Genomic DNA, 24,855 nt, shown 5'->3' with positions numbered 1-24,855 from the left:
TCCCGACCTCGCCGTGGCCTGTGGCCGGGCTGGGCTCTTTCTGTGAACCGGGACGTAACAAGGGGCCACTAAGGTTCCCGATGCCGTCTGAAGGAGCAGCGCATGTCCGAGCATCCCGCGACCGTCATCCCGGCCCACACCCTCACCGACATCGCCGAGGTCAACGCGACCGGGCTGACCCCGGTGGTCTTCATCCACGGGCTGTGGCTGCTGCCGAGCAGCTGGGACCGATGGGCCGACGTCTTCCGGGCGGCCGGCTACGCCCCGATCACGCCCGGCTGGCCGGACGACCCGGAGACCGTGGCCGAGGCCAACGCGCACCCCGAGGTCTTCGCGAACAAGACGGTCGGCCAGGTCGCCGACCACTACGCCGAGGTCATCGGCAAGCTCGACAAGCAGCCGGCGGTGGTCGGCCACTCGTTCGGCGGGCTGCTCGCGCAGATCGTCGCGGGCCGGGGGCTGTCGGCGGCGACCGTGGCGATCGACGCGGCCCCGTTCCGCGGGGTGCTGCCGCTGCCGATCTCGGCCCTGCGGTCCGCCGCGCCGGTGCTGACCAACCCGGCGAACAGGCACAAGGCCGTACCGCTGACCTACGACCAGTTCCGGTACGCGTTCGCCAACGCGGTCAGCGAGGAGGAGGCCCACGAGCTGTACGAGACGTACTGCGTGCCGGCGCCGGGCGCCCCGCTGTTCCAGGCGGCGACGGCCAACCTGAACCCGTGGACAGAGGCGAAGGTGGACACGGAGAACCCGTACCGCGGACCCATGATGATCATCTCGGGCGAGAAGGACCACACCGTGCCGCGGTCGCTCTCGGAGGCCGCCTACAAGCAGCAGCTGAAGAACCCGGGCATCACCGAGTTCGCCGAGATCCCCGGGCGCGGCCACGCGCTGACCATCGACAGCGGCTGGCTGGAGGTCGCCCAGACCACACTGGCCTTCGTGGAGCGCCACACCGAACGCTGACCCGTCCCGCGGCGGCTCACAGCAGGCCGTGACTCATCGCCCGGGTGACCGCGGCGGTGCGGTCGGCGACGTCCAGCTTCGCGAAGGCGCGCAGCAGATGCGTCTTGACGGTGGCCTCGGTGATGAACAGCTCCCGGCCGATGTCGGCATTGGTCAGTCCCCGCGCCACCAGGCGCAGCACCTCGGTCTCCCGGGCGGAGAGCGCCGGCGGCGCGGGGCTGCGGACCTGCCGGACCAGGGTGGAGGCGACGCTGGGCGCGAGCACGGTCTCGCCGCGGGCGGCGGCCCGGACGCCCTCGGCCAGCTCCGCCGGCGAGGCGTCCTTGAGCAGATAACCCCCGGCGCCGGCCTCGATCGCCCGCAAGATGTCACGATCCGACTCGTACGTGGTCAGCACCATCACCCGCACTCCGGGCACAGTGGCCACGATCCGCGCGGTCGCCTCGACACCGTCCCCGCCGGGCATCCGCAGGTCCATGAGCACGATGTCCGGCCGCAGCTCGGCGGCGAGCGCCACGCCCTCGGGCCCGGACGAAGCCTCACCGACGACACTCAGGTCCGGCTCGGCCTCGAGCATGCCGCGAATACCGTGTCGCACGACAGGATGATCGTCCACCAGAATCAACCGGATCACGCCGGCAGCTCCCCCGCCCCCGGCGGTCACGCCGCCCCCTTGCCCGCCGCCGGTCACGCCGGCACCTCCACTTCCACGAGGGTTCCTGTGTCCGGGTCGCTGTGCACGATGAGCGTGCCGTTCACCTGTTCCGCGCGGGCCCGCATGCCGGGCAGTCCGAAGCCGGTCGTGGCCGCGGTGTCGAATCCCCGGCCGTCGTCGCGCACCACGAGCCGGACACTGTCCACGGCGAAGGCGAGTAGTACAGCCACCTCGTGAGCGTTCGCGTGGCGGCGGACGTTGGTCAGCGCTTCCTGCGCCGCGCGGAGCAGCACGACCTCCACGACGGTCGGCAACGCCCGGGTGTCGCCGGTGAGACGGAAGGTCGCCGGGATGCCGGTCTCCTCGGTGAAACGGGTCGCCTGACGGCGTACCGCATCGGGCAGTGAGCCGGTCGCCAGCGCGGCCGGCGCCAGCGCGGCGACCAGGGCCCGCGACTCGGCCAGGTTCTCCCGGGCGGTCCGGACGGCCAGCGCGAGCCGCTCGTCGGCCAGCGCCGGATCGGCGGCCTGGAGCAGGGTGATGATGCTGGTGAAGCCCTGGGCGAGGGTGTCGTGGATCTCGCCGGCGAGCCGCGCCCGCTCGGCGGCGACGCCGGCCTCGTGCGACAACCGGGCCACCTCGGCCCGGCTGCTCTCCAGCTCGGCGATGAGCGCGGCCCGTTCCTTGCTCTGCTCGACAACCCGGTGGATCCACACCCCGAGCCAGACCGCGGCGGCCGACGTCGTGGCGGAGATCGGGGCGACGTGGGTGAGGAAGTACCAGTCGACCCCGTCGTCGGTGAGGGCGCCGACAAGCGGAAGCAGGTTGGCGCAGACGACCGCGACGACAGCCGGGCGGATCTCCAGGACCAGGAAGATCAGCGGGCAGAGCGCGAAGAGCAGGTAGCTGACGGTGGAGACCGCGACCGTGCCGACGGCGAAGACGACGAGCACGGCCACGACGAACGGCAGGCCGGCCTGCCCGCGCCGCCCCCACAGCCCGTAGAGCAGGGCGATCACCGCGATGGCCCCGACCGCGACGGCCCGGCGCCCGGTGCCGGTCTCGGACTGGCCGAGCACCGCCGCCGCCACCGCGAGGGCGACGACGGCGTAGAAGATCGCCCAGGCCCGGGAGTAGCGCGCGATGGGCTCTCCTGCGCCGCCTGGCTCCGCGATCGGCTCCCCCGGGCCGCCCTTTTGCGTGGCGAGCTCTCCTGGGCCGCCCAGCTGGGCGGCGGGAACTCCCCCACCGCCCGGCTGCGCGATCGGCTCTCCCGGGCTGTCCGGCTGCGCGATCATGCGTCGCGGGTGTTGGTCCAGCGGAAGGTGATCAGGCACAGCACTGATCCGATCACACACCAGGCGAGCAGCACCAAGGCGATCCGCCCGTGCTCCCAGGCGCCGCCGGCCTCGAACCCGACCGCGGAGTCCGGCAGGAAGACGGACCGGAAGCCCTGGGCCATCCACTTCACCGGGAAGACGGACGCCACCGTGATCATCCAACCGGGCAGCTGAGTGATCGGATGGATGAACACCCCGGACAGGAACTGAAGGGCGACCACCGGCACGTTGAGCACGGCTCCCGCGGTCCTCGCCGAACGGACCAGGGCACTCGCGGCGATGCCGAGCAGCCCGCAGGCGATGACGGAGAGCACGAAGAGCCAGCCGAAGGTGAACCAGCGCCCGGCGTCGGTGGGCAGCGGCAGATCGAAGAACAGCACCCCGACGCCGAGCAGCACGACGACCTCGGCAGCGGTCAGGACGGCGACCATGATCAGCTTGCCGAGGAAGTACGCGGTGGCGGTGACGGGCGTGCCCCGCAGCCGCTTGAGCGTGCCGTCCTCCCGGTCGGTGGCGATCCCGACGCCCATGGTGATGAACGCGGTGGCGACAACCCCGTAGGCGATCATGCTGGCGGAGAAGACCCGGGCGGCGCTCAGCCCGGGATGGTCGTAGTCGTCGGCGAAGATCGTGCCGAAGAGCAGCAGGAGCAGGGCGGGGAAGAGAAAACTGAAGATGACGGCGGTGCGGTCGCGGAAGAACTGAATAATCTCGACCCAGCCTCGGCTGACCCCCATCCGCGCGGTCGAGGGAAGGGCCGTGTCGGTGGTGGTCATCGCTGCTCTCCGATCAAGGGTGGCTGTGGATTTCGCTGCTCGCCGGCCGTTTCTCATCGGTGCTCGCCGATCAGGGTCAGGTAGGTGTCTTCGAGGCTGGGGCGGGTGACGGTCAGGCTGGTCAGGTCGACGCCGGCCGCCGTGAGTCGGCTGATCACCGCGGCCGGGTCGGTGGTCTGCTCGGACTCCCGGCCGTTCGGCCCGGCCCATTCGACGATGGCGCCGGCGCCGGAGCGGCCGCCGAGCGTGGCCGGGGTGCCCTCGGCCACCAGGGTGCCGGCGGCGATGACGGCCAGCCGGTCCGCGAGCGCCTCGGCCTCGTCCAGGTAGTGGGTGGTGAGCAGAATGGTGGTGCCCTCGGCGGCGAGCGCCCGGACCAGTTGCCAGAACTGCCGCCGCGCCTGCGGGTCGAAGCCGGTGGTGGGCTCGTCGAGGAACACGACCTCGGGCCGGCCGACGATGCCCAGCGCGACGTCGAGGCGGCGGCGCTGACCGCCGGACAGGGCCCGTACCTTGGCCTTCGCTTTGTCGGAGAGCCCGACCAGCTCGATGACCTCGGCGGCGGACCGCGGCCGGGGATAGAACCCGGCGATGTGCCGGACGGTCTCGGCGACGGTGAGATCGGCGGCGTCGGTGGCCGACTGCAGCACGATGCCGATCCGGGCCCGCCAGGCCCGCCCGCCGGTGGCCGGATCCTGCCCGAGCACCCGCACGTGGCCGGAATCCCGCTGCCGGTGCCCCTCGAGAATCTCCACGGTGGTGGTCTTCCCGGCGCCGTTCGGGCCGAGCAGGGCGAACACCTCGCCGTGCGGAACGGAAAGATCAATACCCGCGACCGCGGGACGGGAACCGTACGTCTTGCGGAGGCTGGTGACCTCGATCGCTGTCATGCATGGGAGCTTGTCGAAGGAGGGGGTCCGCCCGGGACGACCGCCCGGCTGTCACCCGGTGTCCACCGATCGACGGACAGCGCACCTCATCCTGGCCGGGATCGGCCCCGTTACTCCCAGCGGAACTTGCGGGCGGCCGCGGTGAGCGCGACCGCAGCCCAGAGGGTGAGGCTGAGCCAGATGCTTGCCGGCACTGCGGTGCCGCTCGTGAGGGTGTCGCGCAGAGCCTCGGCGTGCGCCGCGAGCGGCAGCAGGAAGTGCCCGGCCGGGCCGAGGTCGGGCGCCGCGAACATGATCCCGCCCGCGGCCAGCATCAGCACGTAGATCAGGGTGGCCGCGGCGGTGGTCGTCTCGGGCCGCAACACGCTCGCGATGAGCAGGGCCAGGCCACAGTAGGCGGCGGTGGCGAGCACGGTCACGCCGATGGCGGGCAGGACGAGGGAGAGCTCGGGTCGCCAGCCGACCACGACGCCGACCAGGGCAAGGGCCAGCACCTGTAGCGCCACCAGGCAGAGGATCGCGGCGGTCTTGGAGAAGAGCAGGCCGGGGCGGGTCAGCGGGGAGGCCCCGAGGCGTTTCAGGACGCCGTAGCTGCGTTCGTAACCGGTGGTGATCGCCTGGCCGGTGAAGGCCGTCGACATCACCGTCAGGGCCAGCACGCCAGGGACGACAAAACCCAGGCGGTCATCGCTGGGGACGTTGGTGGCGTTGGTCAGGCCGGCACCGAGCAGGACCAACAGGGGTACGCCCATGGCGAGCACCACGGCCTCACCCCGGCGGGCGGTCAGCAGCAACTCCATGCGTACCTGCTGGCGGAGGATCGCCCGCATCGGCGCCCGGCCGGGGGCGGGAGTGAACGTGCCGGCTTCGGTGCTCATCGCCCAGCTCCAGGATTCGTCGCGGTCGGGCGCCGTCGGTGGGAGCCGATGGTCATCGGGTGGCTCCGGCGGTCAGGGCCAGGTAGACGTCTTCCAGGGTGCGGCGGCGGGTGTTGACCGCGGTCACCTGGGCGCCGGCCGTGGCGAACCAGCCGAGCACCGCGGCGATGGCTTCGGTGTCGAGGGCGCCGGCGATCGCGTACTCGCCCGGGTTGTCCTCGGTGACCTTGGCGTCCAGGCGGGCGGCGAGGTCGGCGACCGGGAGGGCGGGGTCCGCGCGGACCTGAAGGAGGTCGATGCCGGCCGCGGCCGTGAGCTCCGCCGGCGTGCCGGTTGCGGCGACCACGCCGTTGTCCATGATGACCACGTGGTCGGCGAGGCTCTCGGCCTCGTCGAGCAGGTGCGTGGTGAGCAGCACCGAGACGCCGTCGGTGCGCAGGCTCTCGACGAGCTCCCAGGTGGTCTGGCGGGCGCCGACGTCCATGCCCGCGGTGGGCTCGTCGAGGAAGACCAGCTCGGGCCGGCCCACGAGTGCGACGGCCAGGGACAGCCGCTGCTGCTCACCGCCGGAGAGCCGGCGGAATGTGGTCTTGGCGAACTTCCGCAGCCCGAGCCGGTCGAGCAGCATGTCGGTGTCGAGCGGATGCGCGGCGAAGGAGGCGAAGAGCCGCAGGATGTCACCGGCGGTCGCCCAGGGGTAGACGCCGCCGGACTGCAGCATGATGCCGAGCCGCGGCATCAGATCGTCGTGATCGGCGACCGGGTCGAGCCCCAGCACCCGGGCGGACCCGGCATCGGGCGCCCGGAAGCCCTCACAAACCTGGAGCAAGCTGGTCTTACCGGCGCCGTTGTTGCCGAGCAGGGCCAGGATCGCGCCGCGCGGCACGGTCAGCGAAACGCCGTCGACGGCAACGACATCGCCGTACTTCACGACGACGTCCTGCACCTCGACGGCTGCCTCACGCATGCCGAAACTGTACTGGCTGGCCGGTCCGCGGCTCCCGCCTGTCCACAGCGGTGTGGCCCGGGCCGCGCCGGGCCGGCCTCTTTCCGAGCGAGAACCGCAGGTCGCGGAGCTGCTGGTCGGCGGTGGAATGTGAGTGTTCCCGAACGGTTTTGCGCCGGGCGGACGATTCGCTACGCTGGCACTGGGAGCGCTCCCACCGCTCTCGGGCACTGCGGGGGCAGGCCGCCGGTCCGGTACCGGTTCCCCCCGGCACGCCTGCGGCGTCACGCAGGCACCGGATCGGCGGCCTGACGCTCACTCGATGCGGTGGGAGCCTCCCGCTCTGCTGCCCTCCCGGCTTGAGCTGGTCGGTAGGGTGCTGCGCATGACTGGCTCGGCCACTGCGGTGGAGATCTACACCGACGGCGCTTGTATTCCCAATCCCGGACCCGGCGGTTGGGGTGCCGTGCTGCGCTGGGGCTCCAGCGAGAAGGACCTGTGCGGCGGCGAGGCCTCCTCCACGACCAACAACCGGATGGAGCTCATGGCCCCCATCCAGGCGTTGGAGAGCTTGACCCGGGCACCGCTCGCCGTGCTGCTCTACACCGACAGCATCTATGTGCGGGACGGCATCACGAAGTGGATGCCGCGCTGGAAGGCCAACGGCTGGCTGACCTCGGCCAAGCAGCCGGTCAAGAACGTAGACCTGTGGAAGCGCCTCGAAGCAGCCGTGTCCCGGCACGACGTGCAGTGGCACTGGGTCAAGGGCCACGCCGGCCATCCCGAGAACGAGCGCGCCGACCGGCTCGCCGCGCGCGGTCTGCAGGAAGCCCTCGCCGCCCGCTGAGCACTAGCTCACCTCGGGGCTCAACTGCTGGAGAACTCGCAGGAAGACCCGCTTGTCCGCCGACGTCAGCCCGCCCAGCAACTGCTCCTCGGCGACCCGGATGTCGGCTCTCACGGACGCGTACAGCTGCCGCCCGGCCGGCGTCAGCCGCAGCAGCCGTACCCGTCGGTCCTCGGGGTCCGGCTCGCGCTCGATCAGAGCGCGTTCCTGCAGCTCGTCGAGGGTCCCGATGATCCGGGTCTTGTCCGCGCCGATGGCGCGCGCGAGCGCCGCCTGAGTGCGCATCGGCTCGTCAGCCAGGGCGCTGAGCACGACATAGCCCCACATCGACACGCCGTGCGCGGCCAGCACCGGCCGCTCGGCCGCGATCAGCGCGCGGCCGAGCCGCACGACCATCGCGCCGAGATCGGGACGGTCGCGGTCCGGGTCGGGCACGGCCGAAAACATACACCTTGACAAATCATGTACGCCCGCAGATCGTAAGCACATGCATACTATTGACCTCCTCGCCACCCATGCGCGGGCTGTCCGGGCGACCGTGCCGATCGTCGCGCAGGTCCTGCCACCGGACTTGTCGCTGCCGACACCATGCGCGGAATGGGACCTCGGCCGGTTGCTCGCCCACATGACCGCCCAGCACCGCGGTTTCGCCGCGGCAGCCGCGGGCCACGGCGGTGATCTCGACATCTGGCAGCCCCGACCGCCGGGCGACGACATCACCCGGGAGTACGCGGAAGCAGCCGAGTCCGTCATCGCGGCATTCGCCCGACCCGACGTAGCCGAACGCGGCTTCCTGCTGCCCGAGATCACGCCACGGCCGATTCCCGGCCGACTCGCCATCGGCTTCCACCTCGTCGACTACGTCGTGCACGGCTGGGACGTCGCGCGCACGCTCGGCATCGCGTACGAGTTGCCGCCGGACGTGCTCGCCGCGGCCCTGCCCATCGCGGAGGCCGTGCCCGCCGGCGAGGCCCGGCTGGCGCCCGGAGCGGCCTTCGCGCCGCCGCTTCCCGACTCCGGTCGAGATCCGTTGGATCGCATCCTCGCCCTGCTCGGACGCGATCCGGGCAAGAATGTCGTACCGCGCCGCTAGCGTCCCGGACCATGAATCAGCGTTCGCCCGGGATGATCACGCCCTTCGCGATCCGGGCCGGCGACGAGGCCCTCGCCGACCTGCGGGAGCGGCTTCGGCGGACGCGCTGGCCCGAGCCGGCCACCGTCGGCGGCTGGGCGCAGGGCGTGCCGTTGGCGGAGCTGCAAGGGCTCTGCGGGTATTGGGCCGATCATTACGACTGGCCGGCGGCCGAGGCGCGGCTCAACCGGATGCCCCAGTTCCGGACGACCGTCGACGGCCTCGGCATCCACTTCGTGCATGCGCGGTCACCCCATCCCGAGGCCGTGCCGCTGGTTCTCACGCACGGCTGGCCGGGCTCGATCGCCGAGTTCGCCAAGGTGATCGGCCCGCTCACCGATCCGGTCGCGCACGGCGGCGAGGCGACGGACGCCTTCCACGTGGTGTGTCCATCTTTGCCCGGGTACGGATTCAGCGACCGTCCCGCCGAACAGGGCTGGACAGTGGAACGGACAGCCGCAGCCTGGGTGCGGCTCATGGACCGACTGGGCTATCCGCGTTTCGTGGCCGCGGGTCACGACTGGGGCACCAGCATCAGCACGAGCATCGCCCAGCAGCACCCCGACAAGGTCCTCGGCATCCACGTCATGCCCCCGCTGGTGGCCCCGGACCCGGCGACCTTCGAGGCCCTCACCGAGGCGGAGGAGGCCGCCCTGCGCGACCTCGAAGCCTCAGGCGACAGCGGTGACGGCTACTCACTGGAGCAATCGACGAGACCGCAGACCATCGGCTACGGGCTGGTCGACTCACCGGTCGCGCTGGCCGCCTGGATCATCGAGAAGTTCCAGGCCTGGACAGACTGCGACGGTGATCTGTCCACGGTGCTCACCCGCGACGAGTTGCTCGACAATCTGATGCTCTACTGGCTGCCCGGCACGGGCGCCTCGGCGGCGCGGCTCTACTGGGAGAGCTTCCGGGCAGTTCAGGCGCGGTTCCGCACCGGCACAACGGATGTGATCGAGGTGCCGACGGCCTGCTCGGTCTTCCCGAAGGAGAATCCGCGCCCGTCGCGCCGGTGGGCCGAGAAGCGTTTCCGGGACATCCGCTATTGGGGCGAGCCGGCCCGGGGCGGGCACTTCGCGGCCTTCGAGCAGCCCGCACTGTTCGTCGCGGAGCTGCGGGCCGGGTGGCGGGCGATGCGGCTGTGAGGCTGAACGCTTCGCGCAGGTCGAACACGGCGTTCATCAGCACCCCGGAACGGTGCCGGCGGGCGACGTCCCGGGCCTCACCGAAATCGCCGGGGGGCAGGCCGCGGGCCATCGGACGAACGGTCGCGGAGAGCAGCCGGAGGCTCGCTGGACACGCCGCCGCGCGCACAGGACGATGGGCGCGTGCCGCACATCAACCTGCCCGAACTGCCCGGCATGGTCGGGCTCCTGGTCCAATACCCGCACACCGCGGGCCCGCTCAACGGCCTGGCCGATGCGCTGCTGCGGGGCCCGTCACCCCTGACGCCCGGCGAGCGGGAGACGATCGCCGCGTACGTGTCGAGCCGCAACGAGTGCACGTACTGCAGCGGGATCCACGGCGCGGTCGCCGCCCACCTGCTGCACCAGGAGGGCAAGACGACCGAGCACGCGCAGACCGATCAGAAGTTGCAGGCCCTGCTGTCGATCGCCGAGAAGGTACGGGTCGACGGCCGCAGCGTCAGCCCCGCGGACATCGACCACGCCCGCGAGCACGGTGCCGACGACAAGGCCATCCACGACACAGTGCTGATCGCGGCGGCCTTCTCGATGTACAACCGCTACGTCGACGGCCTGGCCACGCTCGCCCCGCGGGAGCCCGAGGTGTACGCCCAGCACGCCAAGAACCTCGCCGAGGGCGGCTACCTGCGTTAGGGACGGGCAGCTGCCCACTCGGCGCGGGTCAGGGCGTACTCGACGTCACCGTGCTCGTCGCCGGGGATCCGCTCGGGCCAGTCCTGGTGGAACGTCCGGATGTAGCGCAGGCCCGCCTTCTCCATGACCCGGCGCGAGCCGAGGTTCACGGCGAGCGTCTCGGCGTAGACCCGTTCGACGCCGAGCTCGGTGAAGCCCTTGCGGATCAGGGCAAGGCTGCCCTCGGTCGCGTAGCCCTTGCCCCAGGACTCGCGGCGCAGGCGGTAGCCCAGCTCGACCCCGGAGTCGGCGTCACCACCGGCGGGCGGGCCGTCCGGGCGCGGCCGGAAGTGAAACCAGCCGACGAAACGCCCGGATGCCTTCTCGACGGCGGCCCAGAAGCCGAACTGCTCACCCCGCTCGTAGTACGCCAGCCAGAATGGAAGCACCACGTCCCGGACCTCTTCGAGCGGCGTCGCGCGGCCGCCCGTCAGGTAGCGCATCACGGCGGGATCGCTGTCCAGCGCGACGATGTGGTCGACATCGCCCGCGGTGAACTGGCGCAGCACCAGCTGGTCCGTCTCCAGGTAGATGCCCATGACCCCATCCTGAACCGCCTCGCAACGGAATTCCGGCGGCTGCCCGGACCTAACGGCTGGTCGGCGGGTCGGCGTCGGGCAGACCGGCTACATAGGCCGCGGCCACCCGCTTCGGCACCACCATGCGCCAGGCGTCGATCACCAGCTCTTCCATCTGGCGGTGGTCGAGCTCCGCCAGCCAGGCCTGGACCCACCGGAAGCGCATGTCGGTCGCCTTGGGCAGGTGGAAGACCGTCGGCTGGGACGCCACCAGCGACTCGCGCTCCTCCTTCGGAAACCCGAAGCCCATCACGGTCTCATCGCGGGAGAACGCCACGTAGACGATCTGTCCCACCCGGAACTTCACCCGGTCGTAGATCAGGTGCTCAGTAGTGCGGGGCAGCCTCAGGGCGACCTCGCGGACCTCCTGGACGGTGACCATGGCGCACCCTAACGCCGGGCTGTGACATTTCCCGGCGGGTCACGACTGGCGGGGGCGGGGCACCGACGGGGGCAGGCGGGTGGTGTCCTCGGAATCGTCGTCGTCGGAAATCGCCTCGCGCACCTTCGCCCGGGCGACACGGTCCGGGGTCAGGCGGTAGGTGGGGGCCCGGACCAGCTCGTCCGGCACTAGGTGGCGGCCGCCGCCGGCGCTTTCGGTCTGGCCGGCGGACGACGAGCGCCTCACGGTGGCCGACGGCGAGCCCTTGCCCGCGCTCGGCGATTCCACCCCGGTAGGAGACTCGCTCTCCTCCGCGGGTGGTGAACCCGTCGCTGCGGGCGAACCCGCCGCCGCGAGCGGTGAGCCCGGCCCCGCAGGCGAAGAACCCGCCGCCGCGCGGGGTGAACCCGGCCCCGCAGCCGACGAATCACGGCCGACCGAAGGTGAACCTGCAACCGGCGTGCCAGAACCGCCGGAAGGCGAGCTCGCCCCCAGTACCGACGAACCCGTCTCGACAACCGGCGGATTTTTACCGGGGCTTGACGTGCTCTTTGCCGCAGGAGACGGGCCCTTCGCCGTGGCGAAGGGACTGTTTCCCTGACGCGAGGAGCTGTTCCGCGCAGGACTGGAGCCGTGCGCCAGCGGCGAAACAGAAGTAGGCGCCGGGAAGCCGAAAGATGCGGCTGCATCGGTGGCCGACGGCGAGGCAGGCCAGGACGGGCCGGCCGAAGCGGCGAGCGGGCCCGACGAGGAAGCGGCCGACGATGCCGAGCGGGCCGCAGAAGCAGCGGTCCCGGAAGAAGCACCAGCCAAAGAGGCAGCGGAGCGGGATGAGCCCGCGGCAGAGCGGGCCGGCGCGGCCGGGGAGCTGACGGCGGACGGACGAAGATCAGGAGGCGGCGGTGTCACGGACGACGAGGCGGGCAGCAGAATCACCGACTGATCAGGCCGGGGCGCGACAGCCGGCGATACGACGGCCGTCCCGCGGACCGCCCGCCGGGGGCCGATCAACCGCGCCGCCAGGCTGAATACGCTGCGGGTCGCTGTGTCGTATCCGTCCCGATAGGCCTCGTCGCGGTCCAGGACTGTGCGGTACCACTGATGCAGGCGGCCGGCGGCGTATCCCACGCAGGCCGTGAACGCGGCCAGCAGTGTGATCAGGAGTGCGTCGTTTCCGGGCGCGGTCATGAACCGATTCTTGCCAAGGTATAGACCACTAGCTATAGCCCGTTCGACGTACCCCGATCGGTCGACAATCGTCAGCGATGTGTCGCAGCCCACGTCGCGATCTGGGCCCGGCGGGACGCCGACAGCTTGGTCAAGATGTGTTCGACGTGCGCCGACACGGTCTTGGGCGAGATCGACAGCGCCGCGGCGATCTCGCGGTTGGTTGCGCCCTCGCCGATCAGACCCGCCACCTCCCGCTCCCTCGCGGTGAGCTCAGGCAGATTCGCGCCCGACGGCCCCGGCCCGGGCAACGGCGCACGCGGCGCGCCGCCGGCAGTCGCCGGCGAATGGGGCCGCTCGGAGGCAGCCACCGACAGGTTCCGCGACCCCGGCGCAGCCGCCAACGGACGCGACCACTCAACAGCAGAACCGGACGGCGCAAGCCGATCACGGGCAGAGCCCGACGGCGCAAGCCGATCACGCGCAGAGCCCGACGGCGCAAGCCGATCACGCGCAGAGCCGGACGTCGGCGAAGCGGCACCGGCAGGGATCAACACCACCGCCCCAGCCGCTTCGGCCTCGGCAGCGGCCTGGGCCGACAACCGCGCAGCATCCGCCGGCCGCCGCGACCGGTACGCACACCGCGCCTGATCAGCCACCGCCTGCGTACCCTCCCAGAACCGCCGCCGCCCCCGCCAGAACTCAGCAGCCCGCTCCAGCTCGACCCGCGCCTTCCCGGTCTGCCCCTCATGGAGATGCACCAGCCCAGCCCCATGATCGAGCGCCCCGAGCGTCCCCGGGATCTCCCGGTCCCGCAGCAGCTCACCGGTCCGCCGCAGCCAGTCCCGCGCCCCGGTCAGATCCTGTTTCGCCAGGTAGGCCCGCACCCCGGTCACCACATACGGGAACAGATAAGCCGCATCCCGCACCTTCGCCGAAGCCTCGTACCCGCGCTCGCACCACCCGATCGCCTCGGCCGGCTCGCCACGCAGCAGGGCGATCGAGGCCAGGCCCCACCACGCCGGTGAGATGCGCTGGAGCTCCCCCATCGCTTCCCCGAGCGCCGCCGCCTCGCGCATGCACAGGTCGGCCGCGTCGAACGATCCGCGGCCCAGGGCCACATAGCCCAGCACGTGCAGCGCCGTGATCCGGGTGGTGATGCCCTGTCCGTCGGCCAGCGCCCGGGCCGCCCCCGCCTCCGCCGCCGGCCACGCTCCCTCGGCCCAGTCCACATGGGCCAGATGCGCGGCCATGTAGTGCCGGTCGTTGAAGCGTTCCACCGAGTCCGCGTACTCGATGCCCTCGCTCAGCCATTGCCGGGCCAGGTCGTATTCGACCAGCACCGACGCCGACGAGCCGATCATCCGGTAGCCGCGGGCCGCCTCCGCTTCCAGGCCGCCGCGGCGGGCCCGGCCGATCGCGTTCGCCAGCATCTGCCAGCCTTCGTGCATGCGGCCGGCGAAGACCAGGATCGAGCCGAGCGTCCCGCCGAGGTGACAGCGCAGCGGATGATCACAGTCCTCCACCTTGAACGCCTCGGCCAGCACCCCGACCTCGGTGGCCTCCTCGAGCCGCCGGTCCAGCATGTAGGCCGCGGCCAGCGCCGCGTGCAGCCCGGCGCGGATCTCCTGGGCCTGCTCGTCGCTGCGTGATGCGATCAGGTCCAGGCCTTCGCGCAGCAGGCCGGTGCGTTCCGCCAGGCCCGCGCCGAGCAGATGCCGGACCGCGGCCAGCTGCGGTGCGACGGCGGCCGCGCTGAGCGCGTCCCCGGCCTCCAGACGCATCCGGTACGCCGTGAGCAGCGTCTCCGCGGCCTCACTGTTCTCGTCGACCGCCGCGAGTTCGCCACCCAGCGCGGTCAGCAAGGCCGCCGACTCGTCCACCGGCAGACCGGCCGGCGCTGTCCGCAACGCCCGCCGGTACAGCTCGACGGCCTCGCGGTGCGCGGACATCCGTACTGCCGCGGCCGCCGCGGTCACCGCGTGTCGGTGTGCCTCGGCCGGACGGTGCGCGCGTTCGTACTGGTCGCTCACGAAGGCGTCGGACAGCCCGGCCGCGAGCGCCGCCTCCGCCGCCCGGGCGTGCAGCTCGCGGCGCCGCAACGGGGGCAGGTCAGCGTGCAGCGCGTCGCGGATCAGGGCGTGGCGGAAGTCGTACGTGAACCCGTCGGTGTGCGGCTGGACGAAGAAGCGCTCGGCCAGTTCGCGCAGGCCCTCGTCGATCGTGTCCGGGCGGTCGCCGGTGATCGCGGTCAGCAGGTCCACGTCGAAGGATCGGCCGATCACCGACGCCGTGCCGGCCAGCGACCGGGCAGCTGCACTCAACGACGCCGCCCGGGCCAGCACCGCCTCGGCGAGAGTGTCCGGCAGGGCCGCCTCGGCGTCGACCGTGGCCAGGAACTCCTCGACGTGCAGCGGGATGCCGTCGCTACGGGCGAAGATCGCGCCGGTCACCGTGGCGGGCAGGATGCGGTCGGAGATCGCGGTGGCCAGCGCCGCGGTGTCCGCCGGGCTCAGCCGGGACAGGCGGGCCTCCTCGGCGTGCCGCTGGTTGAGCAGCCGGGTGCGCCACTCCCGCATCGGGACCCGCGGGTACAGCTCGTCGCTGCGGTACGTGCCGATGATCAGCAACGGCAGGCCGGGCAGCCGGTGGGCGAGCCGGGCCAGGGTCTGCAGGGTCACGTCGTCCGCCCAGTGCAGGTCCTCCAGCGTGATCAGCACCGGTTGCGGTCCCGCGCCGGCCTCGGCGAGCGCGTCGGCCAGGCCGGTGACCAGCAGACGACGCTGGCGGTGACTGTCGCCGTCGTGGGACTGGCGGAGGAGCTCTGCTGTGCGCGTACCGAAAGAAGAGAGTGCGTCGGTGATGAGCCCGGCGGCGACGTCGGCGTCCGCCGGGAACGCGGCCGCGCCGACCACCGTGAAACCGCTCGCCGCGGCCCGGCCGGCTATCTCGGTCAGCAGGCGGGTCTTGCCGATGCCGGCCTCGCCGGCCAGGAAGAGCAGCTCGCCGCGGCCGCCGGCGGTCGCCGCGAGCCGGCGGTCCGCGAGCGCCAGCAGGTCGTCGCGGCCGACCAGCACAGGGCTCGGGGCACGCATGGCGTGACTCTAGGCCGAAGCCGGTGGCCTTCCTAGGTGTTATGACCGATGTCCGACGCGGCCCGTCCGCGCAGGCTGATGCCGGTAACCGAATGGAGGGGACGAGTTCGATGGCGAAGTACATGGACGTGCACAGCGGGTTCCACGGGGTGACCCCGGCGGAGCTGGACGCCGCGCACGAGGCCGACCTGAAGATCGAAGGGGAGGAGGGGGTGCACTTCGAGCGGGCCTGGCTCGATCCTGAGCAGGGCAAGGTCTTCTGCCTGTCGACCGGGCCGAGCAAAGAGGCGGTCCAGCGCGTGCACGAGAAGGCCGGTCACCCGGTGACCGAGATCTACGAACTGACCGCCGAGGTGTGAGCGGGTTCCGCCCGGGCCTTGGGGCGGCCCGGGCGGAACCATCCGCTCAGGAGGAGGCCGGACGCGGGGCGCCCGAGGGCGGCGTGCCGCCCGGCGCTCCCCCACCACCGGCGGGCGCGCCGCCGCCGGTCTCCTCACCGGACGGGTCGACCGCGATCGTGAGCTTGGCGACGTAACCGTCGGCCACGCTGCCGGTGACGGTGGCCAGTTCGGTGACCGCCGAGTCGTCACCGAACACGTTGTCGGTGGCCAGGCTGACCTGGCTCAGGTTGCTGACGCTCCGGCTGTAGCCGTCGGTGGCGTAGACGGCGTCCGCCACGTCCTGCGGGATGGCGATCTGTGAGGTCTTGACGATCGGGCCGTCCCCGCTGGTGGCGTTGGCGAGCGACGAGTAGACCTCGAAGTGGATGTGCGGCCACCGGCCCGAGTAGCAGGCCGGGAAGATGCTGGTGAAAGTCGCGGTGCCGGAGGCGTCGGTCTCCTGGATACCCCGCAGGTAGTTCTGGTCGGTCACCCCGGTGGAATACAGCGAGTAGTTGCCGTCGCGGTCACAGTGCCAGGCGTAGACCGCGGCCCCGGTGAGGGCTTTGCCGTCGAGGTCGGTCACGACGAGAGAGAATTCCAGCGGTACGCCCTCAGCGGTCCCGCTCGAGTCCCCGAACGACGTGCGGATGTCCTTGCGCACGATGCCCGACTCGGTTCGCACGTCCGGCCCGTTCGACCCGTCCGCCGGGTACGGCCCGGCCGTCTCCGACTCGACCTCGGTGGCTGTGCCGGTGGCAGCGGCGCTGGTGGCGGCGGACGTCGTCCCCGTCTCGGCTGTGCTGCCGCAGGCCGCGGTCCCGCCGACCAGAGCGAGGGCGCCCACCCCGCCGAAGGCGGCCAGCAGCCGGCGCCGCGACATGGTCCGCAGGTCGAACTGCAGCCCCTTGTCGTGCACCCGGCGCACGTATGCGGCGTTGTCCTGATCCCCTTGTTCCTGCACGGTGGTGGCCTTTCCTCGCGGGTTGTCTCCCAGAAGACAACCAAGCTTCACTGTGCGTCATCTGTGTCCCGGCTGTGGCCCGGTCTTTAATGTCGGGGCATGGTGACTGTGGCGATGGTGAGTCCGGGACACATGGGCGCGGGCCTGGGCGGTGCGCTGCGGGCCGGCGGCGCGAGGGTGGTCGCGACCACGGCCGGGCGCTCGGAGCGGACCCACCGGCTGGCCGCAGGCCTGGAACTGCTGCCCGGCCTGGACGAGGTGATCGCCGCCGCGGACGTGGTGCTGTCGGTCACCCCGCCGGCGCAAGCCCTCGGTGTCGCACACGGCATCGCGGAGGCGGCTCGCCGTACCGGGGTGGCGCCGGTCGTGGCGGACCTGAACGCCGTCGCACCGCAGACGATGGCCCGGATCGCGCAGGCCTGCGCCGGGCTGCCGGTCGTGGATGGCTCGATCTCGGGACCGCCGCCGTCCGCCCGGCCGGGCGCCCGGATCTACCTCAGCGGGCCGCAGGCCGAAGTCGTGGCCGGGTTGCCGTGGGACGGTCAGGTCGAGCCGGTGGTGCTGAGCGGTGGGCTGGGCTCGGCCAGTGCGCTGAAGATGTGCACGGCGGGCATTTACAAGGGATTGACGGCACTGGTCACGCAGGCGATGCGGACGGCTGGGCAGCACGGGGTGCTGGAGCAGGTGCTGGCGGACCTGGCGCGCAACGGACTGGACGACTCGGCAGGGGTGGTGAGCGCGGCGACGAAGGCGCACCGGTTCGTCGACGAGATGCGGGAGATCGCGGTCACGCAGGAGGCGGCGGGGCTGACGCCGGCGCTGTTCGAGGCCCTGGCGGTGGTGTATGCGGACATCGCCGGGACTGAGCTGGCGGCCGGTGTGCCGGAGTCGGCGGATCGTCAGCTCCCGCCGGAGGAGATCGTGCGGCGGCTGTCACGCTGAGCGGTAGCGGCGCAGGGTGACCGGGCTGCCGTCGGGCGCGGTCCAGTCCGCCACCGCGCTGCCCGTGAAGATCCACCCGGTGCGCTCGTAGTAGGCCGCCGCCGCGGCGTTGGCCACTTCCAGCACCAGCGGCCCGCCGTGAGCTGCGCGCGCGTGGGCGATCAACTCCCGCGCCAGGCCGGCGCCACGCCGCTGGGGGCTGACGAAAAGCCTGCTCAGCTCCCCGTCGCCGGTCACGATCGCATGCCCGGCGACCGCCTCCCCTTCGACCGCGACCCAGGCTTCGCGCAGGCCCGGCGGCGTCAGCCAGGCTTCCGGCTTGGCAGGCCAATTCAGTGGATAGCCGTCTACCTCGTGCACCACGCGCAGCGTGGCCACGCAGGCGGGCAGGTCTGCGGCAGCTCTGGGTCGGATCATTGCGCCAGCCTAATGGTAAAGAGTTGTTGCGCAATGGTTCTTAACCATGGCAGGGTGGGGCCATGGCTCAGATCAAGGACGCCGCCGTCCTCAAGGCGGTCGCGCATCCGGTACGACGCCGGCTCCTCGACGTGCTGCGCGTGGACGGGCCGTCCATGCCCAGCGTGCTGGCCCGCACCACCGGACAGGCCGTGGCCAACGTGAGCCACCACCTGCGGGTGCTCGCCGAGGCCGGTCTCATCGAGGAGGCGCCGGAGCTCGCCCGCAACCGCAAGGAGCACTGGTGGCGCATGCCGGACCGGAGCATCAGCTGGAGCACGGCCGACTTCGCCGCCGACGCCGCGGACATCGCCGCCGCGGACGCCGCCATGGCGATCGGGCTGCAACGGCAGGTGGATCTCATCTCGACCTGGCTGGGCAGCCCGGCCTCCCGCGAGGAGCCGTGGAGCGACGCGGCGTTCTCCACCGACGGTTTCCTGCGGCTCAGCCCGGCTGAGCTGGCCGAGATGGGGGCGGAGATCCAGGCGGTCATGGACCGCTACGCGGGACGCCCGGAGGCGGCGGACCGGGAGCCGGTCTTCGTGATCGGCCGGGGCTTCCCGGCCCGCCCGTGACCGCCCCCGCCCTGGACAAAGCGAAGCGCCGCGGCGTTCTTCGTGACGCTGATTTCCGCAAGCTGTGGGCGGGCATGACCGTCAGCCGCCTGGGCAGCTCGGTCGCCGCCGTCACCACTCCTCTGATCGCGGTCCAGGTCCTGGACGCGAGCGCCTTCACCGTCAGCCTGCTCACCGCCGCCGCCTGGCTGCCCTGGCTGCTCATCGGCCTGCCCGCCGGCGCCTGGATAGACCGGGTCGCCCGCCGGCCGGTGATGCTCGTCAGCGACCTGGTCTCCGCCGTACTCGTGATCAGCGTGCCGGTCGCCGCCTGGGCCGGCGCTCTCACCATGGCCCACCTGCTCGCCGTCACCCTGTTGCTCGGCGCCGCCACGGTCTTCTTCAGTGTCGCCTGGGCGGCGTACCTGCCGGCGATGTTCGAGAAGGAAGACCTGGTCGGGGCCAACTCCGCGTTGCAGAGCACCGAGTCCGCCGCCCAGGTGGCCGGCCCGGCGGCCGGCGGCCTGCTCGTCGCCGCGGTCAGCGCGGTCGCCGGCCTGGTCGTGGACGCGTTCAGTTTCCTCATCTCGGCCTTCGCGCTGTGGCGCATCCGGCGCGCGGAGCGGCGGCCGGCGCCGACCGCGCGGGAGAGCATCCGCGCCGACATCGTCGTCGGGGCCCGCTGGCTGCTGCGGGACAAGTACCTGCTCAATCAGACCGTCTACGGCGCGGCCGCGAATCTGTGGCTCACCGGCATCAACGCGATCGCCGTCGTCTTCCTGGTGCGCGAGCTCGGGGTCAGCACCACCACCGTCGGCCTGCTGTTCGCGGCGGTCAGCCTCGGTGGGGTCGGTGCCGCTTCGCTGACCCCGCGGCTGGTCCGCCGGCTCGGCGGCGCCCGGGCGCTGGTCGCCTGCAAGACCTTCGGTGGGGTGGCTTCCGTGCTCGTCCCGTTCACCCAGCCCGGCCTCGGTCTGCTCGTCTTCGTGGCCGGGATGCTCGGGGTCGCCGCCGGCGCCATCGCCGGCAACGTGATCGGCGCGAGCTTCCGGCAGGCGTACTGCCCGCCCGGCCTGTTCGGCCGGGTGCTGACCAGCATGCAGTTCGTCAACTTCGGCGCGATCCCGGTCGGGGCCGTGCTGGGCGGCGCGCTGACGGGCCCGCTGGGCGTCCGCGGCGCGATCATGCTGATGGCCATCGGGTACGCCGCCAGCGGCCTGATCCTCGTGCTGGGCCCGTTGCGCGGCCACCGCGACCTGCCGACCGCCGTACCCGTCGCATGAGAGGGGCCCCGCACCGGATGGTGCGGGGCCCGCTCTTTTCCAGCAGCTCAGACGGCCGCCGGCGCGGGGGCAGGCGCCGGAGCCGGGGGCTGCTGAAGTGTGCGCCGCCGGACGAACGGCGAGAAGCGCGGCGGCCGGCGGGCCGCGATGTCCTCGACCCAGCCCAGGGCGAGCACGATCACCGCGAGCGTGGTCAGCGCGATGGTGAAGTCGATCGTGCTCTCCAGACCCTGGGTGGGGATCCGCCACAGCTTCAGCGGGTCGAAGAGGTAGACCGCGACGGTGATGGCCACGTTGTGCCACAGGTAGATGGTCACTGCCCGGTTGTTCACCATCGACACGAAGCCGTCCAGCGGCCGGGCCCGGGCGAGCCAGTCCATCCGCGGCGCCCAGCGCAGCAGCGCCAGCACAAAACCGATGGAGAAGACCGCGTACGCGACCGGCAGGCCGGTCAGGTCCATCCCGGTGTCCGCCGGATGCAGGTACGCCCAGCCGAGCCCACCGGCGACGCACGCGGCAGCCAGTCCAAGCACCACGGCGGGCCGGAGTTTGGCCAGGTCGCCTTCGCGGTGGGCGAAGCCGAGGATCCAGCAGGACCCGAACGCCAGCACGTTCTGCACCACCCAGCCGGCGGTTGTGCCGAAGGTGTCCGGGTAGGCGGTCAGCAGCATGAGCCCGAACAGCGGCAGCAGCACGGTCGGCAGGTTCCACCGGCGGTAGAGGCTCAGCAGCAGCGGCGACAGCAGGACCAGCCACAGGTAGGTGACCAGGTACCAGAGCACGCCCGCGGCCGGGTAGCCGAATTCACTCGCCGGCGGATCCGCGATGGGCAGGATCCAGAGCAGCAGATGCGGCCAGGACGGCCGGTCCGGCCAGCCGCGCTGGATCATCACCGGTACGGCGATGAGCGCCATCACCCACAGCGCGGGCAGCAACCGGCGCACCCGGCTGCGCACCGCCCGGGTCGCCGACCGGTCCAGTGACTTGACCATGAGCGAGCCGCCGAGCGCGAACATAACCCCCATCGAGGGGAAGACGAGTTCGAGCGCGGCGAGCGGGAAGGCGTGGAACAGCACCACCCGGATGATCGCTACAGCACGCAGAGTGTCGAAGTATCGATCCCGGCCGGCGGTGATGGTGTCCGTCACAACGCCTCCAGCAGCCACTATTGGCTCCGGCGTCGGGACCGGAGACTACAGACAGTAGTATTTCTGCCGATCTTCGCAGCGGTCCGAACGGTTGGTCCCGGTCGCCGATCCGCTCGGCCGGGCCGGGCCGGTCGGCGTGTGCCGGGGCGGCCGCGCCGGGCGGCGTCGATGTCATAATTGCCGCCTGAGCCGCCTGCTCGCCCCGGCTTACCGTCTCGCCGACAGTTCGGAGCACCATGCCCGCATCCCGGACCGCCGACGGCGCCGTCGACGAATCGACCGCCCGCCGGCCGACGCTCACCCAGGTGGCCGCCCTCGCCGGAGTGAGCCTCAAGACGGCCTCGCGGGCGCTCAACAGCGAGCCGAACGTCGCCGAGGACACCGGCCGCCGGGTCCGCGACGCGGCCGACCAGCTCGGCTACCGGCTCAACGGCATCGCCCGCGAGCTGCGCCGGGGCGCCACTTCGGCACTGGTGGCGCTGATCAGCGGCGACCTGACCAACCCGTTCTACTCGGCTGTGGCCAGCGGGATCGAGCGTGAGCTGCGCCAGCACGGGCTGCAGCTGGTGACGGCCAACAACGACGAGGACCCGACGCTGGAACGGGAGCTGATCGACACGTTCCTGGAGCGACGGGTACGGGCGCTGCTGATCGTCCCGAGCGCGGACCGCCACGAGTACCTGGCGATCGAGGGCAGCCGCGGGGTGCCGTTCGTCTTCCTGGACCGGCCGCCGGACGGCATCGACGCCGACGTGGTGGTCATCGACAACGCCGGGGGCGCCCGGGCCGGCGCCGAGCACCTGCTCCGGGGTGGCCACCGGCGGATCGCGCTGGTGGCCGACCTGGCCCGGACGGTCCCGCAGCGCAAGCGCATCGAGGGCTTCCGGGCGGCGATGAACGCGGCCGGCAACGACCAGTGGGAGCGCTACCTGCGCACCGACGTGCACGACGTACGCCGGGCCGAGGAGACAGTGCACGAGTTGCTGGCGCTGGACCCGGCGCCCACCGCGCTGTTCACCACGAACAACCGGTTGACCACCGGCGCGCTGCGGGTGCTCAAGGACCGGCCGGACCCGCCGGCGCTGATCGGCTTCGACGACTTCGACCTGGCCGAGGTCATCGGCACGACGGTGGTGGCGCACGACGCGGTGGCGATGGGCCGCGAGGCGGCCCGGCTGGCCCACGAACGGATCAGCGGCCACTCCGGCCCGGCCCGCTCGATCGTCATCTCGACCTCGGTCATCCCCCGCGGCAGCGGCGAACGCCCGCCCCGCTGACTCGGTTCACCCCTGCGTGGTCGACTCATCCCGTTGCTGCTGGACGTAGTGGTGGTGTGGGGGATCGTCATCCTGCGCTGGTGATGCGGCGACCCCGGCGGCTCCCCTAGAGTGCTGCTTGTGACGTTGGAGATCGAGCGGACGCCGCTGTCGCGCGTCGACGTCGGGCTCCCGTCGCCGGGTGAGCTGCGCGCCGAGCGCCGGGCCGCCCGGGTGCGTTCCGAGGTCGCGCTCAAGGTCATCCTGGTCACCCTGATCTGGCTGGTCTCCGTGTCGCTGCTGGTCGGCTGGGGCATCACCGGGCCCGAACGGCAGCCGGGCACCCTGCTGCTGGCCGCGCTGGCCGCTGTCGTGGGGCCGTTCGTCGGCGCTGTGATCGCCACCCGGCACGGCCAGTTCTTCCTCGGCGGCGTGTACGTGGTGCTGACCCTGGCGATGGTGCTTCCCGCCCTGAGCCTGGTCCGGGCAGGATGAGGCCATGGCGGACAAAGAGGAACGGGCCGGCGTACCCCTGACGAACCTGGACCAGGAGCTCTTCCCCGGCGCCGGGGCGACCAAGCGGGACCTGGTCGACTACCTGGACGCGGTCCGCGATCCGGTCCTCGCGGTCCTGCGCGACCGGCCGCTCTCGGTGATCCGGGTGCTGCGCGGCCAGGACAAGTTCATGCAGAAGAACCTGCCGAAGTACACGCCGGAGTGGGTGCCGCGGACCGCCGTGTGGGCCGAGGCGTCGCACCGCGAGGTGCAGTACGCCCTCTGCAACGACCGCCGCACGCTGCTCTGGTTCGCCAACCAGCGCGCGGTCGAATACCACCCCACCCTCATGACCGTGGCCGACCGCGACCGCCCGACCCACCTGATCATGGATCTGGACCCGCCCGAGGGCGCCGGCTTCGACGTGGTGGTCCAGGCTGCCCACCTGGTCCGCCGGGCACTCGCGGACGCGGGCATGGCCGGCGCGGTCAAGACCAGCGGGTCCAAGGGCGTGCACATCTTCGTGCCGCTCGACGGCAGGGCCGCGACCGTGGACGTGGCCGCCGCGACCCGGGCCGTCGCAGCGCGCGCCGAGCGCCTCGATCCGGAGCTGGCGACGACGGCGTTCATCCGCGAGGACCGGCACGGCAAGGTCTTCCTCGACGCGACCCGGGCGGGCGGCGCGACTGTGGTGGCGGCGTACAGCCCGCGGGTGCGGCCGGGGCTGCCGGTGTCGTTCCCGGTGGGCTGGGACGTGCTCGACGACGTGACGCCGGCCGACTTCACCGTACGGACGGCGCCGGAGCTGCTGAACGGCAGTGACCCGTGGGCGGCGCACATGCCGCAGCCACAGCCGCTGGATCCGGGGCTGGTCGCCGAGGGACACACCATCCCCGTAGCCCGGGTGGCCGCCATGCACGAGGGCAAGCGCCGGGCCCGCGCGAAGCGGGACGTCGAGGGTTAGCTGACCAGGTCGCGCCAGAAGGCGACGGTGGGACGGCCCGCTTGCCGGGGTTCGCCGCCGAACTCGTGGCGGATGTAGGTCGTCAGGTCGGCGCCGTAGCTGATGATGTCGGTCTGCATCACCGACAGCACCGGGTGTCCGGAGGCGCCGCGGCCCGCCGGCAGATAGCGGTGGGAGTAGACGGGCACGAGCCGCGGGACGGTCATCAGGAACCGGCGGGCAACCGTGACAGCGTCGGCGTTCTCGGCCGGTTGCGGACCCCAGCCCTCATACCAGAAGCCGTTCTCGGCGACGTCGAAGAGCACGCCCTCGACCGGCCTGGCCAGCCTCTCGCGGAGCTGGCCGCGGTCGCCGTCCCGCCAGTCCGGCCAGCCGCGCCCGTACGGCAGGCCGGCGGCCAGGAAGGCGCGGTGGTCGTCGGCGAACGAGAAGCCGAACTCCTGCTCCACGCCGGCCAGCTCGGACTCGGTGAGCCCGGGCCGGACCTGGAAACGGCCGTGGGCGGCGAGCACGGCGGCGGCGGTGCCTTCGTCGGTCACGCGGGTCAGCCTAGGGCGACATACGGCGATCGGTGTAGCCCCGTACTCCAAGGGAGTCGCCGGCGGAGACGGCGCCGGGACGACGCGGCCGGGCCCCCGCCGAGCCTAATTTTCCCCCATGACCGAGACCATGAGACAGCAACTGTGCCTGATCGCAGCGGGGGTGGGTGCGCTGGCCGCACTCGCCGCGCTGGACGTCGTGGCGGGACCGAGACTGGGGATCGCCGACCATGAGACGCTCATCTCGTTGACCCGGCGGCTCGCCCTGTGGATGACGGGGGCCTGCTTCAGCTTCGTGGCGCTGCGGCCGCTGCGACCGACCACGGTGACGGGACGGTGATC

General features: G+C 71.9%; 29 protein-coding genes. 14 read left to right on the top strand and 15 right to left on the bottom strand.

The genetic code is table 11. The annotated features are described in order from the left end of the window. Nucleotides 1–102 precede the first annotated feature (102 nt). The gene (locus tag ACZ6S4_RS10250) at nt 103–966 is read left to right on the top strand and encodes an alpha/beta hydrolase (RefSeq protein WP_465474588.1); all 864 of its coding nucleotides are present in this window, start codon (nt 103–105) and stop codon (nt 964–966) included. A 16-nt stretch (nt 967–982) separates the two neighbouring features. Here the strand turns inward: ACZ6S4_RS10250 and ACZ6S4_RS10245 are convergent, their stop codons facing one another. The 6 genes from ACZ6S4_RS10245 to ACZ6S4_RS10220 all read right to left on the bottom strand — a co-directional run bounded on the left by ACZ6S4_RS10245 (nt 983) and on the right by ACZ6S4_RS10220 (nt 6,472). Further along, complete coding sequence (locus tag ACZ6S4_RS10245; RefSeq protein ID WP_451908615.1) at nt 983–1,600, bottom strand: response regulator; 618 nt, start codon at nt 1,598–1,600, stop codon at nt 983–985. A 53-nt stretch (nt 1,601–1,653) separates the two neighbouring features. Further along, complete coding sequence (locus ACZ6S4_RS10240) at nt 1,654–2,919, bottom strand: sensor histidine kinase (RefSeq protein ID WP_465474587.1); 1,266 nt, start codon at nt 2,917–2,919, stop codon at nt 1,654–1,656. Next, nucleotides 2,916–3,737: an ABC transporter permease gene (locus ACZ6S4_RS10235; RefSeq protein ID WP_465474586.1), complete on the bottom strand. Its 822-nt coding sequence runs from the start codon at nt 3,735–3,737 to the stop codon at nt 2,916–2,918. The genes ACZ6S4_RS10240 and ACZ6S4_RS10235 overlap by 4 nt, the downstream gene beginning before the upstream one ends. A gap of 53 nt (nt 3,738–3,790) precedes the next feature. Continuing rightward, entirely contained in the window at nt 3,791–4,627 is an 837-nt protein-coding gene (locus ACZ6S4_RS10230; RefSeq protein WP_465474585.1) for an ABC transporter ATP-binding protein, read from the bottom strand. Between the two features lie 110 nt (nt 4,628–4,737). Continuing rightward, complete coding sequence (locus tag ACZ6S4_RS10225; protein ID WP_465474584.1) at nt 4,738–5,505, bottom strand: ABC transporter permease; 768 nt, start codon at nt 5,503–5,505, stop codon at nt 4,738–4,740. A gap of 52 nt (nt 5,506–5,557) precedes the next feature. Next, nucleotides 5,558–6,472, bottom strand: coding sequence for an ABC transporter ATP-binding protein (locus ACZ6S4_RS10220; protein WP_433720842.1), 915 nt, complete (start codon nt 6,470–6,472; stop codon nt 5,558–5,560). A gap of 364 nt (nt 6,473–6,836) precedes the next feature. Between ACZ6S4_RS10220 and rnhA the strand changes: the two genes are divergently transcribed. After that, entirely contained in the window at nt 6,837–7,298 is a 462-nt protein-coding gene (gene rnhA / locus ACZ6S4_RS10215) for a ribonuclease HI (protein WP_465474583.1), read from the top strand. Nucleotides 7,299–7,301: 3 nt separating this feature from the next. On the opposite strand, the gene ACZ6S4_RS10210 is transcribed toward rnhA, so the two are convergent. Beyond that, nucleotides 7,302–7,733 carry a MarR family winged helix-turn-helix transcriptional regulator gene (locus tag ACZ6S4_RS10210; RefSeq protein WP_465474582.1) on the bottom strand — a complete coding sequence of 144 codons (432 nt, stop codon included), beginning with the start codon at nt 7,731–7,733 and terminating at the stop codon, nt 7,302–7,304. Nucleotides 7,734–7,785: 52 nt separating this feature from the next. Here ACZ6S4_RS10210 and ACZ6S4_RS10205 point away from each other — a divergent pair, with 52 nt between their 5' ends. The 3 genes from ACZ6S4_RS10205 (at nt 7,786) to ACZ6S4_RS10195 (ending at nt 10,271) form a co-directional block, all read left to right on the top strand. Further along, the gene (locus ACZ6S4_RS10205) at nt 7,786–8,391 is read left to right on the top strand and encodes a TIGR03086 family metal-binding protein (protein WP_465474581.1); all 606 of its coding nucleotides are present in this window, start codon (nt 7,786–7,788) and stop codon (nt 8,389–8,391) included. A gap of 11 nt (nt 8,392–8,402) precedes the next feature. Continuing rightward, nucleotides 8,403–9,578 (top strand): epoxide hydrolase family protein, encoded by a 1,176-nt coding sequence (locus ACZ6S4_RS10200; RefSeq protein WP_465474580.1) that lies wholly within the window; start codon nt 8,403–8,405, stop codon nt 9,576–9,578. Between the two features lie 183 nt (nt 9,579–9,761). Beyond that, the gene (locus tag ACZ6S4_RS10195) at nt 9,762–10,271 is read left to right on the top strand and encodes a carboxymuconolactone decarboxylase family protein (protein ID WP_465474579.1); all 510 of its coding nucleotides are present in this window, start codon (nt 9,762–9,764) and stop codon (nt 10,269–10,271) included. Here ACZ6S4_RS10195 and ACZ6S4_RS10190 read toward each other — a convergent pair. Genes ACZ6S4_RS10190 through ACZ6S4_RS10180 form a run of 3 tightly spaced genes read right to left on the bottom strand, consistent with a single transcriptional unit; the run spans nt 10,268 to nt 11,558 of the window. Continuing rightward, on the bottom strand, nt 10,268–10,849 hold the full coding sequence (locus tag ACZ6S4_RS10190; protein WP_465474578.1) for a GNAT family N-acetyltransferase: 582 nt from the start codon (nt 10,847–10,849) through the stop codon (nt 10,268–10,270). The genes ACZ6S4_RS10195 and ACZ6S4_RS10190 overlap by 4 nt on opposite strands. Before the next feature lie 49 nt (nt 10,850–10,898). After that, on the bottom strand, nt 10,899–11,270 hold the full coding sequence (locus ACZ6S4_RS10185; RefSeq protein WP_465474577.1) for an MmcQ/YjbR family DNA-binding protein: 372 nt from the start codon (nt 11,268–11,270) through the stop codon (nt 10,899–10,901). A gap of 39 nt (nt 11,271–11,309) precedes the next feature. Next, entirely contained in the window at nt 11,310–11,558 is a 249-nt protein-coding gene (locus tag ACZ6S4_RS10180; RefSeq protein ID WP_465474576.1) for a hypothetical protein, read from the bottom strand. A gap of 403 nt (nt 11,559–11,961) precedes the next feature. Between ACZ6S4_RS10180 and ACZ6S4_RS10175 the strand changes: the two genes are divergently transcribed. After that, nucleotides 11,962–12,213, top strand: coding sequence for a hypothetical protein (locus tag ACZ6S4_RS10175; RefSeq protein ID WP_465474575.1), 252 nt, complete (start codon nt 11,962–11,964; stop codon nt 12,211–12,213). A gap of 316 nt (nt 12,214–12,529) precedes the next feature. On the opposite strand, the gene ACZ6S4_RS10170 is transcribed toward ACZ6S4_RS10175, so the two are convergent. Beyond that, complete coding sequence (locus tag ACZ6S4_RS10170) at nt 12,530–15,532, bottom strand: helix-turn-helix transcriptional regulator (RefSeq protein WP_465474574.1); 3,003 nt, start codon at nt 15,530–15,532, stop codon at nt 12,530–12,532. 110 nt (nt 15,533–15,642) lie between these two features. Here ACZ6S4_RS10170 and ACZ6S4_RS10165 point away from each other — a divergent pair, with 110 nt between their 5' ends. Next, nucleotides 15,643–15,891, top strand: coding sequence for an SCO4226 family nickel-binding protein (locus tag ACZ6S4_RS10165; RefSeq protein ID WP_465474573.1), 249 nt, complete (start codon nt 15,643–15,645; stop codon nt 15,889–15,891). 46 nt (nt 15,892–15,937) lie between these two features. On the opposite strand, the gene ACZ6S4_RS10160 is transcribed toward ACZ6S4_RS10165, so the two are convergent. Beyond that, nucleotides 15,938–16,876 (bottom strand): intradiol ring-cleavage dioxygenase, encoded by a 939-nt coding sequence (locus ACZ6S4_RS10160; RefSeq protein ID WP_465474572.1) that lies wholly within the window; start codon nt 16,874–16,876, stop codon nt 15,938–15,940. 99 nt (nt 16,877–16,975) lie between these two features. Between ACZ6S4_RS10160 and ACZ6S4_RS10155 the strand changes: the two genes are divergently transcribed. Then, complete coding sequence (locus tag ACZ6S4_RS10155) at nt 16,976–17,818, top strand: NAD(P)-dependent oxidoreductase (protein ID WP_465474571.1); 843 nt, start codon at nt 16,976–16,978, stop codon at nt 17,816–17,818. Here ACZ6S4_RS10155 and ACZ6S4_RS10150 read toward each other — a convergent pair. Then, on the bottom strand, nt 17,810–18,235 hold the full coding sequence (locus ACZ6S4_RS10150) for a GNAT family N-acetyltransferase (protein WP_465474570.1): 426 nt from the start codon (nt 18,233–18,235) through the stop codon (nt 17,810–17,812). The two genes, ACZ6S4_RS10155 and ACZ6S4_RS10150, sit on opposite strands and share 9 nt — an antisense overlap. Nucleotides 18,236–18,297: 62 nt before the next feature. Here ACZ6S4_RS10150 and ACZ6S4_RS10145 point away from each other — a divergent pair, with 62 nt between their 5' ends. Further along, on the top strand, nt 18,298–18,849 hold the full coding sequence (locus tag ACZ6S4_RS10145) for a winged helix-turn-helix domain-containing protein (protein ID WP_465474569.1): 552 nt from the start codon (nt 18,298–18,300) through the stop codon (nt 18,847–18,849). Further along, a complete protein-coding gene (locus ACZ6S4_RS10140; RefSeq protein ID WP_465474568.1) occupies nt 18,846–20,111 on the top strand; it encodes an MFS transporter in 1,266 nt (421 codons plus the stop codon). The genes ACZ6S4_RS10145 and ACZ6S4_RS10140 overlap by 4 nt, the downstream gene beginning before the upstream one ends. Before the next feature lie 47 nt (nt 20,112–20,158). Here ACZ6S4_RS10140 and ACZ6S4_RS10135 read toward each other — a convergent pair whose 3' ends face one another. Continuing rightward, a complete protein-coding gene (locus ACZ6S4_RS10135) occupies nt 20,159–21,259 on the bottom strand; it encodes an acyltransferase family protein (protein ID WP_465474567.1) in 1,101 nt (366 codons plus the stop codon). Nucleotides 21,260–21,495: 236 nt separating this feature from the next. Here ACZ6S4_RS10135 and ACZ6S4_RS10130 point away from each other — a divergent pair, with 236 nt between their 5' ends. From ACZ6S4_RS10130 to ligD, 3 genes are all read left to right on the top strand, one after another. Continuing rightward, nucleotides 21,496–22,536 carry a LacI family DNA-binding transcriptional regulator gene (locus ACZ6S4_RS10130; RefSeq protein WP_465474566.1) on the top strand — a complete coding sequence of 347 codons (1,041 nt, stop codon included), beginning with the start codon at nt 21,496–21,498 and terminating at the stop codon, nt 22,534–22,536. 120 nt (nt 22,537–22,656) lie between these two features. Next, nucleotides 22,657–23,010 (top strand): hypothetical protein, encoded by a 354-nt coding sequence (locus ACZ6S4_RS10125; RefSeq protein ID WP_465474565.1) that lies wholly within the window; start codon nt 22,657–22,659, stop codon nt 23,008–23,010. Between the two features lie 4 nt (nt 23,011–23,014). Continuing rightward, nucleotides 23,015–23,974, top strand: a complete 960-nt coding sequence (gene ligD / locus ACZ6S4_RS10120; RefSeq protein ID WP_465474564.1) for a non-homologous end-joining DNA ligase — start codon at nt 23,015–23,017, stop codon at nt 23,972–23,974. Here ligD and ACZ6S4_RS10115 read toward each other — a convergent pair. Then, nucleotides 23,971–24,513, bottom strand: a complete 543-nt coding sequence (locus tag ACZ6S4_RS10115) for a hypothetical protein (protein ID WP_465474563.1) — start codon at nt 24,511–24,513, stop codon at nt 23,971–23,973. The genes ligD and ACZ6S4_RS10115 overlap by 4 nt on opposite strands. A 118-nt stretch (nt 24,514–24,631) precedes the next feature. On the opposite strand from ACZ6S4_RS10115, the gene ACZ6S4_RS10110 reads away from it, so the two are divergent. Beyond that, the gene (locus tag ACZ6S4_RS10110; RefSeq protein ID WP_465474562.1) at nt 24,632–24,853 is read left to right on the top strand and encodes a hypothetical protein; all 222 of its coding nucleotides are present in this window, start codon (nt 24,632–24,634) and stop codon (nt 24,851–24,853) included. Nucleotides 24,854–24,855 lie beyond the last annotated feature (2 nt).

The sequence above is a fragment of the Actinoplanes sp. NPDC051405 genome, assembly GCF_055586185.1.
Note: the sequence above shows the minus strand (reverse complement) of the source record. Positions and strands in the feature narration are given on the sequence as shown.

Bases quoted from the DNA above. Each gene is read 5' to 3' on its own strand.
- ACZ6S4_RS10250 (WP_465474588.1), top strand. From the start codon at position 103: ATGTCCGAGCATCCCGCGACCGTCATCCCGGCCCACACCCTCACCGAC.
- ACZ6S4_RS10240 (WP_465474587.1), bottom strand. From the start codon at position 2,919: ATGATCGCGCAGCCGGACAGCCCGGGAGAGCCGATCGCGCAGCCGGGC.
- ACZ6S4_RS10235 (WP_465474586.1), bottom strand. From the start codon at position 3,737: ATGACCACCACCGACACGGCCCTTCCCTCGACCGCGCGGATGGGGGTC.
- ACZ6S4_RS10230 (WP_465474585.1), bottom strand. From the start codon at position 4,627: ATGACAGCGATCGAGGTCACCAGCCTCCGCAAGACGTACGGTTCCCGT.
- ACZ6S4_RS10225 (WP_465474584.1), bottom strand. From the start codon at position 5,505: ATGAGCACCGAAGCCGGCACGTTCACTCCCGCCCCCGGCCGGGCGCCG.
- ACZ6S4_RS10220 (WP_433720842.1), bottom strand. From the start codon at position 6,472: ATGCGTGAGGCAGCCGTCGAGGTGCAGGACGTCGTCGTGAAGTACGGC.
- rnhA (WP_465474583.1), top strand. From the start codon at position 6,837: ATGACTGGCTCGGCCACTGCGGTGGAGATCTACACCGACGGCGCTTGT.
- ACZ6S4_RS10205 (WP_465474581.1), top strand. From the start codon at position 7,786: ATGCATACTATTGACCTCCTCGCCACCCATGCGCGGGCTGTCCGGGCG.
- ACZ6S4_RS10200 (WP_465474580.1), top strand. From the start codon at position 8,403: ATGAATCAGCGTTCGCCCGGGATGATCACGCCCTTCGCGATCCGGGCC.
- ACZ6S4_RS10190 (WP_465474578.1), bottom strand. From the start codon at position 10,849: ATGGGCATCTACCTGGAGACGGACCAGCTGGTGCTGCGCCAGTTCACC.
- ACZ6S4_RS10185 (WP_465474577.1), bottom strand. From the start codon at position 11,270: ATGGTCACCGTCCAGGAGGTCCGCGAGGTCGCCCTGAGGCTGCCCCGC.
- ACZ6S4_RS10170 (WP_465474574.1), bottom strand. From the start codon at position 15,532: ATGCGTGCCCCGAGCCCTGTGCTGGTCGGCCGCGACGACCTGCTGGCG.
- ACZ6S4_RS10165 (WP_465474573.1), top strand. From the start codon at position 15,643: ATGGCGAAGTACATGGACGTGCACAGCGGGTTCCACGGGGTGACCCCG.
- ACZ6S4_RS10155 (WP_465474571.1), top strand. From the start codon at position 16,976: ATGGTGACTGTGGCGATGGTGAGTCCGGGACACATGGGCGCGGGCCTG.
- ACZ6S4_RS10150 (WP_465474570.1), bottom strand. From the start codon at position 18,235: ATGATCCGACCCAGAGCTGCCGCAGACCTGCCCGCCTGCGTGGCCACG.
- ACZ6S4_RS10145 (WP_465474569.1), top strand. From the start codon at position 18,298: ATGGCTCAGATCAAGGACGCCGCCGTCCTCAAGGCGGTCGCGCATCCG.
- ACZ6S4_RS10130 (WP_465474566.1), top strand. From the start codon at position 21,496: ATGCCCGCATCCCGGACCGCCGACGGCGCCGTCGACGAATCGACCGCC.
- ligD (WP_465474564.1), top strand. From the start codon at position 23,015: ATGGCGGACAAAGAGGAACGGGCCGGCGTACCCCTGACGAACCTGGAC.
- ACZ6S4_RS10110 (WP_465474562.1), top strand. From the start codon at position 24,632: ATGACCGAGACCATGAGACAGCAACTGTGCCTGATCGCAGCGGGGGTG.